Here is a 7,872-nt window from a genome sequence, read left to right as displayed (position 1 = left end):
TCGCGAAAATTGAGGCAGAGCCTCGCCTATCTGCGTTACCAGGCAGAGCCTGGTAACGAGTAATCTAAAATCCAAAATCTAAAATCGAATGACTGGCTGTTTGAGTCGATCGCAACTGAGCATTACTGTTTGTATGATGTTATAATATAGCCTTTCTCGGAAAGATGAGGTACTATCCGGGAGCGGGCATAGGGCATAGGACACACCTCACTTTTTTGATAACCGCTATATATCAGTGATGGAGGAACAACCTCATGACACCCTTGACATCTCCAACCGATCGCACCAGTGGATTGTACGTGCGTTCCCCCGAAGGAAAACAACTCGTTTTTCCCCTGAAACATACAGAAGTCAGAGCCAAAATAGCCGGAAATTTATCGCGGGTTGAAGTCTCGCAAAAATTTGAAAATCCTTTCACCAAGCCGCTGGAAGCCGTCTATATTTTTCCGCTACCTGCAAAAGCCGCGGTAGATGAAATGGAAATTAAAATCGGCGATAAGACCATTAAAGGCAGCATCAAAAAACGCGAAGAAGCACAAAGAATTTACCAACAAGCCAAACAAGAAGGGCGGACAGCGGGTTTGTTGGAACAAGAACGAGATAATATTTTCACTCAATCCCTCGCCAACATCAAACCGGGAGAAGAAATCGAGGTTGTGATTCGCTATACGGACAGCTTGAAATTTCAAGCTGGGGATTATGAATTTGTGTTTCCGATGGTTGTCGGGCCGCGATATATTCCCGGTACGCCGCTGGATGAAACTGCAGCCGGCGGTAGCGCCCCAGCCCCAATGACAGTTAATTCGTCTACCGATATTGTTCCCGATGCGGCTCGGCTGAATGCCCCGATTTTGCCGCCGGGAATGCGATCGGGACAGGATATCGGCGTGACGCTGGAAATTGAGGCGGGCATACCGATTCGCAATGTCAATTCTCCATCCCACCAACTGCAAATTGAATATTTCGACTCTCCCCAAACTTCCCCAAACAGCGAGCAAAAGAATGGGCTGAAGGTGCGCGTTCAGTTGGGAAATACAGATACAATTCCCAACAAAGATTTGATTGTTCGCTATCAAGTTGCCGGTCGAGAAACTCAATCGACGGTATTAACTCAATCGGACGATCGCGGCGGACATTTTGCTATTTACTTAATTCCGGCGATCGAATACAAAACTGATGAAATTGTCCCGAAAGATGTCGTTTTTTTAGTCGATACTTCTGGTTCGCAATCCGGTGCGCCTTTGCAGCAATGTCAGGCATTGTTGCGGCAATTTATTGACGGGCTGAATCCGCCGGATACTTTCTCGATTTTGGATTTTTCCAACGCCGTGCGGCAACTATCGCAACAACCCCTGCCAAATACAGCGGAGAATCGGCAACAGGCGATCGCATATATTAACAAACTCCACGCTAACGGTGGTACGGAAATGTTGGGCGGCATTCGGGCTGCGATCGATTTTCCAGCACCATCCGGGCGCTTGCGGACTGTGGTATTGCTTAGCGACGGTTACATCGGCAACGAAAACGAGATTTTCGCCGAAGTACAGCAGCATCTCAAATCGGGGAATCGCCTGTACAGTTTTGGTGCGGGGAGTTCCGTTAATCGCTTTTTGCTCGATCGCATTGCCGAAATTGGACGGGGGTTTTCCCGGATTGTCACCCACGACGAACCAGTTAATAAATTTGTGGAAAAGTTCTTCCGGCAAATCAACAATCCGGTGTTAATAAATCTAGAAATTACTTGGCAGGGAGAGGGCGAAAATCCGGTAATTTATCCCTCAGTTGCGCCGGATTTGTTTGCCGAACAACCGCTGGTTTTATTTGGTAAAAAGGGCGATCGCCAAGCTGGAACACTTCATATAAAAGGAGTTAGCGCAGGCGGACACCAGTACATCCAAACCTACGAGATGAACTTTACTGATGCTGGAAATCCGGCAGTTGCCCAGCTTTGGGGGCGGCATCGCATCAAAGATTTGATGAATCAGATGGTGCAGTACGAAACCAAGGTGGGGGTGGAAACGGTGACAGAAACGGCGCTTACCTATCAGCTTCTGTCGCAGTACACGGCTTTTGTGGCCGTCAGCGATGATGTCCGCGTTGAACCGGGTACGGAATCCATCTCGATGAACGTGCCTGTAGAAATGCCGGAAGCGGTGGAATATCAAGGCATATATGGCTGCACAGACTGGATGGAACAAAAACAAGAACGCGGCATCACATTTAATCGCTCACCTCAGCAGATGTATCCATTGCCCGCACGAGCCAGCGCCCCCGCACCGTCGCCGCGCCCGCGCAGCACATCACCCGTAGAAGTTTTTAGCGCTACGGGATTGGATGAAGAGGCGATCGATAGTTTAAACGAACACCCCGTAGAAGTTGTCAGCGCTACGGGGTTAGATGAAATGTCGATCGATAGTTTAAACGAACACTTGGAAACTCTGACTGTCCCGCCCGGTATCAACGGCGAACTGGTTTTGGAACTTGTCTTCGATAAAGTTCGCCTCACGCGCATAGTCGCAGATACCGATGCTTCGACTTTGGCAGATGTGGAGTTGCTCAAAACGATTAAAAAATGGCTTTTGAGCTGGCGCATTCCTCACCCAATTGGGAATACAGTGCGCCTGACGTTGCGGGTTAGCTCTTGATATTTTGAGGACTTGCATCATCTCAGATCAATATTTGAGATCGATAGACCAAAACAGTTCTCTCTAATAATTATCGCTTCACAAGCATCCTGCCTGTGAAGCGATAATTTTGGGAAAAGTCTATTACTAATTCATCGGACGCGATCGCATTTTCAATTAAACAGCGGCCAATTCAGGAGTCGGGCGCTTGCTGTTGCGGATACCCTCGATCGCGCTTGCGTAATCCTTCGCCTTAAACACGGCAGAACCCGCGACGATCGCATTTGCGCCCGCTTCCAGAACCTGCCAAGTATTGTTCGTCTTCAAACCGCCATCCACCTCAATCCAAGGATCGAGGCCCTTCTCATCGCACATTTGGCGCAACTGGCGAATTTTCGGCACCACAGTCGGGATAAAACTTTGACCGCCAAAGCCCGGATTCACGCTCATAATCAGCACCAAATCGCAAAGTTCCAGCACGTACTCGATCAACTCTAGGGGTGTCGAAGGATTCAGCACCACACCAGCCTGCTTGCCCAATTCCCGAATTTGACCTAGGGTGCGGTGCAAGTGAGGCGAAGCATTGTGCTCGGCGTGAACGGAAATAATGTCCGCACCAGCCTTAGCAAAGTCTTCGACGTACTTCTCCGGCTCCACAATCATCAGGTGGACATCGATTATCTTGGTAGTAACGGGACGAATTGCTTCGACAATCATCGGCCCGATAGTAATATTAGGAACAAAGCGACCGTCCATCACATCTACGTGAATCCAGTCAGCCCCAGCTCGATCGACTGCCTGAATCTCTTCTCCGAGACGGCTGAAATCGGCTGATAATATTGATGGAGAAATCACGATCGGTTTTTGAGATTTGGTCATGGCTAAGTCTGTTCTCCTGTCTGCGGTGCTGTATCCAGTTTATCAAACTACGGCTCTCCGGGTCGAAAAGTTGCTCGGCTGCGATCGACCGCCAGCAATCACCGAAAAATTTTGCCTCTGACAGACAACTTTTGTGCAAAACCAGCCCTGCTGCGAATTTTGGTCTGCGAGCTCAATTTTCTCTCAAACCAATTAAATTTTGTGCAAAACTAGACCTCCTGTAAATTTGGAATGCAAATTATGAAAAATACACATCCTTTAGACAATCCTGAACTCGATCGGGCAAGTCTGTTTGTATTAACAATCCCAGTCATCGGCTTTTTCCCAGCGCTGTGGACTCTTTACCGCCGTCAGGGCAGCCCCGAACGCAAAGCCGTCAGCCGCTTGGCAGTTGCCCTCGCTGTTAGTTGGCTCCTAGGACATATTCTTTTAGAAGCCGGCGCGATTTCTACGGAATCTCCAGCACTTACCATGTTATTAATGAGTAGCCTGCTGACAACCAGTTATTTTATCGTTTCTCTGGGACTGATGGTTCGCCTCTGGAAACGTCAACCGCTATGGTTGCCCGGAATTAGCCGTGTAGCCGAGCAAGTGGTAGGCAAACATTTATCATAATTTAGGGTGCTTTTGAACCCTTACCGTATTGATTGATTCGGTCTTCAGGTTGATACTACATATTGTCGCGATCTTTTTTATTTTTGTTGTGTGTGAGGAAGCCAGTGCCAGCTCAAAAAACTCCTAATCAAGACCCTATCCAAGAATTAACCGCTCAACCTTCAACCAAAAAATCGCACCAGCCGCATCGAGGCCGCTGGCTGGGCTTTGGTTTTGGTTTGGCTGGAGTAGCCATGCTCTCAGCCACAGCCGGAGCGCTGCTAGCCGTCTCCCTTTCCACAACGCCGCTTCAGCAACAAAAGTTGACTCCCGAAGAAGCGGCGGTGTTTTCTCAAGGCGACATGGCAAAGCTCAACATGAAAATGCCGGAGTTAACTCGCCCAGTAAATATTTTAGTTTTAGGACTTAAAGTTCTGACCTCTGACATCGAAGGAAGTGCTAACAAAGATGTCGGATACGAGGTTTGGGAAAACTCTTTTAAGGGCTTAACCGATACCATGCTATTGGTGAGGTTTGACCCTCAAAATAAAAGATTAAGCGTGCTTTCCATTCCCCGTGACACCCGCACCTATGTTGAAGGTAGGGGTGAAGTGAAAATCAACGAAGCTAATTACTACGGCGGCCCGGCTTCGTCAGCTAAATCAGTCAGCGGACTCCTGGGCGGCGTGGGAATTGACCGCTACGTCACAGTTAATATTCATGGCATCAAAAGTTTGGTAGATGCCCTAGGTGGCATAAATATTAATGTCCCTAAAGACATGAAGTATACCGATAATAGCCAGCATTTATATATAGATTTAAAGGCTGGCCAGCAGAAGCTCAACGGCGAACAAATCGTGCAATATTTACTTTACCGGCACGACGACTTGGGCGATATCGGGCGGGTGCAGCGCCAGCAATTGTTGATGCGGGCTTTTGTGGAACAGGAAGTTAATGTTGGTTTGCTTTCTCGCTTGCCGAAGATTTTGTCAGTGATTCAGTCTCACCTCGACACAAATTTGAGTATAGAAGAATTGGTGGCTTTGGCTGGTTTTGCTACTCAAACCGATCGCGCCAGCGTCCAAATGTTGATGGTTCCCGGCAGATTCAGCGATCCGAAGGACTATAAAGCCAGTTTTTGGTTGCCAGACCAAAATGCGATCGAAACTATGGTCGCAGATCATTTTGACTTCGGTCAAAATACTTGGACAATCGAGAATGCTGATGCGACTTTTCTGAAGGTGGCAATTCAAGACAGTACGGGCGACCAATCGGCTGTTGAAGATTTTGTCAATACTCTGACTCGCGCCGGCTATCGGAATGTCCAGGTTTATAAAGATTGGCCAGAACCGCTCCAAGAGACCACGATTGTCGCTCAAGACGGCGATATTAAAAGTGCCAGAGCGATTCAACAGTCTTTGGGTTTTGGAGACGTGCTGGTTGAGAGTACGGGTGCTTTGCAATCCGACGTGACAATCAGATTGGGTCAGGATTGGCTGAGCAAAAAAACTCAATCTGAAGGTGGGTTTAAGTCTTTTTAAACAGGCTTTTAAATTCCGTATTGGTAGGGACACAGCAGTGCTGTGTCCTGCTTTTTTGTGTTGGTAGAGAAGGAGGCGATCGCTTTTTGGGCGATCGACTGATACTATATTTTTGGGTGATGTTGAATCGCGATCGCAATACCGATACTTCCCTCCGCAACCAGAAATGACACAATAATCAACGAGGGAAAGCTTAAGATATTTTATAAAGGTAGGGTAGATGAACAAGGGTGCTAAAATAGACCGACAGCGCGAACATCAGGCAAATGAACGCACGTTTCTTGCATGGTTACGAACTTCACTCGCTTTAATTGGTTTTGGGTTTGCGATCGCTCGGTTCAGTTTATTTCTGAGTCAATTTCAAGCTACAGTGACACAGCAAGAAGTTTCCTCCCCTCCCTTCTTCAACTCCGAAACTTTAGGGCTGAGTTTAGTCGTTTTTGGCATTGCGGTGATTGCCTTAGCAGCATGGCGTTACAATCGAGTTTTCTGGCAAATTGAGCGAGGTGATTATCGCCCCAATCGCGTGCTCGTTTGGATTCTGACGGGAGTTGTGATGATTTTAGGAACGTTAAGCATTCCGTTGTTGCTGTGGCGCGATCGCGCAAATATAGCTCCCACTTCAACTCCTAAAAACTCTCAATTGTAAATTAACCCGATCGCTCAGTTAAAGTCAAAACAACCGCAACCATATTATCGATCGGGTTAATCGCGATCGCCCCCAGCAATACTTCGGACAGTTTTTGAATGAGAGCCTGAAAGTGCCATTCTACCGTTTGTATCCGAGCTTGACGAAAGCCTGAAACCCTGATTATACCGTTAGCGATTGAAAACTGTCCGAAGTGTTGCCCCAGGTAAACTCAGTATAAACCCTGTTTGACCCAGGATTGCAGCATCTAGTTGAATATCGCCGCCGTGGGCCCGTGCGATTTCCCTTGCTAAACTTAGCCCCAATCCCGATCCTTCTATTTTTTGGATTTGACTGGAGTCACCGCGATGGAAGCGCTCAAAAATTAGCTTGCGCTCGCTTAAAGAAATATCTTGAGAACTATTGACAATTTTCACAATTACTCTTTTTTCGTGACGCTGGGCTTGTAATCGGAGCCAACCCTTCGGTAAATTATATTTAATAGCATTCCCAACCAGATTTTGCAAAACCTGCACCAGCAAATCGCGATCGCCCTGTATATATAAATTAGGAGCAATTGCCATTTGCACTTCTAAATCCGGTGCTAAAAGTTCCATATCTTCGGCAATTTCCGATAGCAAATCCGACACATTCACCTCAACCAAATGTAAACCCATACGTCCGGCATCGGCTAAAGAAAGTAAAAGAAGTTTGCGGGTAATTTCACTCAATCGGCGCACTTCATCCAACAAATTACTCAGGGTTTGCTGCACCTGAGAACCCGATTCAACTTGATGCAAAGCCCGTTCTAGTTCCCCTTGCAAAATTGCCAGGGGAGTCTTTAATTCGTGAGCAGCATCTCCACTAAAACGAGAAGCTTGCTGAAAACTCCGTTCCAGACGTTCTAACATCTGATTGAACACAGAAATTAATTCTAAAAACTCAATATCCGTCGAACCAACAGGGACGCGCCGATCTAGTCCTTGTACGGTGACATTGCGAATTGCCATCGTGAGTCGCCCAATGGGATACAGAATACTCCGCGATATCAACCACGCTCCACCTGCTACGAATAACAGCACTGCGGGAATAGAAATTAGAAAGATATTGCCGATCGATGCCATTTCGAGATCGATCGCCTGTAAGTTAACGGCGATTGCTATTTGAGTCCGAGGAGAATGAATCGCACCCACACGCCAAACAGTTTTGCTAGTACGCCTTGTTGCTAGCTGAGTCTGGAAAACTTGAGGAAAATCGGGTCGATCGCGCACAGGAGGTCGATCGCGCGGAGGTTTTCTTTCTCTCGGAGAGAATAAATCGGGTCGATCGCGCACAGGAGGTCGATCGCGCGGAGGCCTTCTTTCTCTCGGTAAGAATGAATCAATTCCATTGGGAGGTGGAGGGGGAGGCTCTAATTCAAAAGGTATTCTATCAGGATCGGGAGGCGGTTGAGGCAGCGATTGCCACAGTGATTTTGCATCAATTCCATCTTGCCACTGCCTCGATTGATAGAGCAAATTACCGTCTCTGTCATTCACCAGCAAAGCCACAGCAGTTTCTCCATTCATGCCCAAAACTAACGGCAAAGAATTAGCATAATTATCCC

The 7,872-nt window shown here is 47.5% G+C and carries 8 protein-coding genes; 6 read left to right on the top strand and 2 right to left on the bottom strand.

Annotated features, from left to right (window positions below):
- The first annotated feature begins 254 nt into the window (after positions 1 to 254).
- Complete coding sequence (locus tag WBA89_RS12700; protein WP_424406875.1) at positions 255 to 2,645, top strand: VIT domain-containing protein; 2,391 nt, start codon at positions 255 to 257, stop codon at positions 2,643 to 2,645.
- Between the two features lie 156 nt (positions 2,646 to 2,801).
- On the opposite strand, the gene rpe is transcribed toward WBA89_RS12700, so the two are convergent.
- On the bottom strand, positions 2,802 to 3,503 hold the full coding sequence (gene rpe / locus WBA89_RS12695; protein WP_424406873.1) for a ribulose-phosphate 3-epimerase: 702 nt from the start codon (positions 3,501 to 3,503) through the stop codon (positions 2,802 to 2,804).
- Between rpe and WBA89_RS12690 the strand changes: the two genes are divergently transcribed.
- From WBA89_RS12690 to WBA89_RS12670, 5 genes are all read left to right on the top strand, one after another.
- The gene (locus WBA89_RS12690; RefSeq protein ID WP_424406871.1) at positions 3,502 to 3,624 is read left to right on the top strand and encodes a hypothetical protein; all 123 of its coding nucleotides are present in this window, start codon (positions 3,502 to 3,504) and stop codon (positions 3,622 to 3,624) included. The genes rpe and WBA89_RS12690 overlap by 2 nt on opposite strands.
- Positions 3,625 to 3,743: 119 nt before the next feature.
- Entirely contained in the window at positions 3,744 to 4,118 is a 375-nt protein-coding gene (locus tag WBA89_RS12685; protein WP_424406869.1) for a hypothetical protein, read from the top strand.
- A 104-nt stretch (positions 4,119 to 4,222) separates the two neighbouring features.
- On the top strand, positions 4,223 to 5,638 hold the full coding sequence (locus WBA89_RS12680) for an LCP family protein (protein ID WP_424406867.1): 1,416 nt from the start codon (positions 4,223 to 4,225) through the stop codon (positions 5,636 to 5,638).
- Positions 5,639 to 5,658: 20 nt separating this feature from the next.
- Positions 5,659 to 5,808, top strand: coding sequence for a hypothetical protein (locus WBA89_RS12675; RefSeq protein ID WP_424406865.1), 150 nt, complete (start codon positions 5,659 to 5,661; stop codon positions 5,806 to 5,808).
- A gap of 50 nt (positions 5,809 to 5,858) precedes the next feature.
- The gene (locus WBA89_RS12670; protein WP_424406863.1) at positions 5,859 to 6,287 is read left to right on the top strand and encodes a YidH family protein; all 429 of its coding nucleotides are present in this window, start codon (positions 5,859 to 5,861) and stop codon (positions 6,285 to 6,287) included.
- A gap of 170 nt (positions 6,288 to 6,457) precedes the next feature.
- On the opposite strand, the gene WBA89_RS12665 is transcribed toward WBA89_RS12670, so the two are convergent.
- The coding region (locus tag WBA89_RS12665) for a sensor histidine kinase (protein WP_424406862.1) at positions 6,458 to 7,872 on the bottom strand (1,415 nt) is incomplete at its 5' end.

This window comes from Microcoleus sp. (assembly GCF_049646505.1).
In the GTDB taxonomy this organism is placed as follows: Bacteria; Cyanobacteriota; Cyanobacteriia; order Cyanobacteriales; family Microcoleaceae; genus Microcoleus.
Note: the sequence above shows the minus strand (reverse complement) of the source record. Positions and strands in the feature narration are given on the sequence as shown.

Bases quoted from the DNA above. Each gene is read 5' to 3' on its own strand.
- WBA89_RS12670 (WP_424406863.1), top strand. From the start codon at position 5,859: ATGAACAAGGGTGCTAAAATAGACCGACAGCGCGAACATCAGGCAAAT.
- rpe (WP_424406873.1), bottom strand. From the start codon at position 3,503: ATGACCAAATCTCAAAAACCGATCGTGATTTCTCCATCAATATTATCA.
- WBA89_RS12690 (WP_424406871.1), top strand. From the start codon at position 3,502: ATGGCTAAGTCTGTTCTCCTGTCTGCGGTGCTGTATCCAGTTTATCAA.
- WBA89_RS12700 (WP_424406875.1), top strand. From the start codon at position 255: ATGACACCCTTGACATCTCCAACCGATCGCACCAGTGGATTGTACGTG.
- WBA89_RS12685 (WP_424406869.1), top strand. From the start codon at position 3,744: ATGAAAAATACACATCCTTTAGACAATCCTGAACTCGATCGGGCAAGT.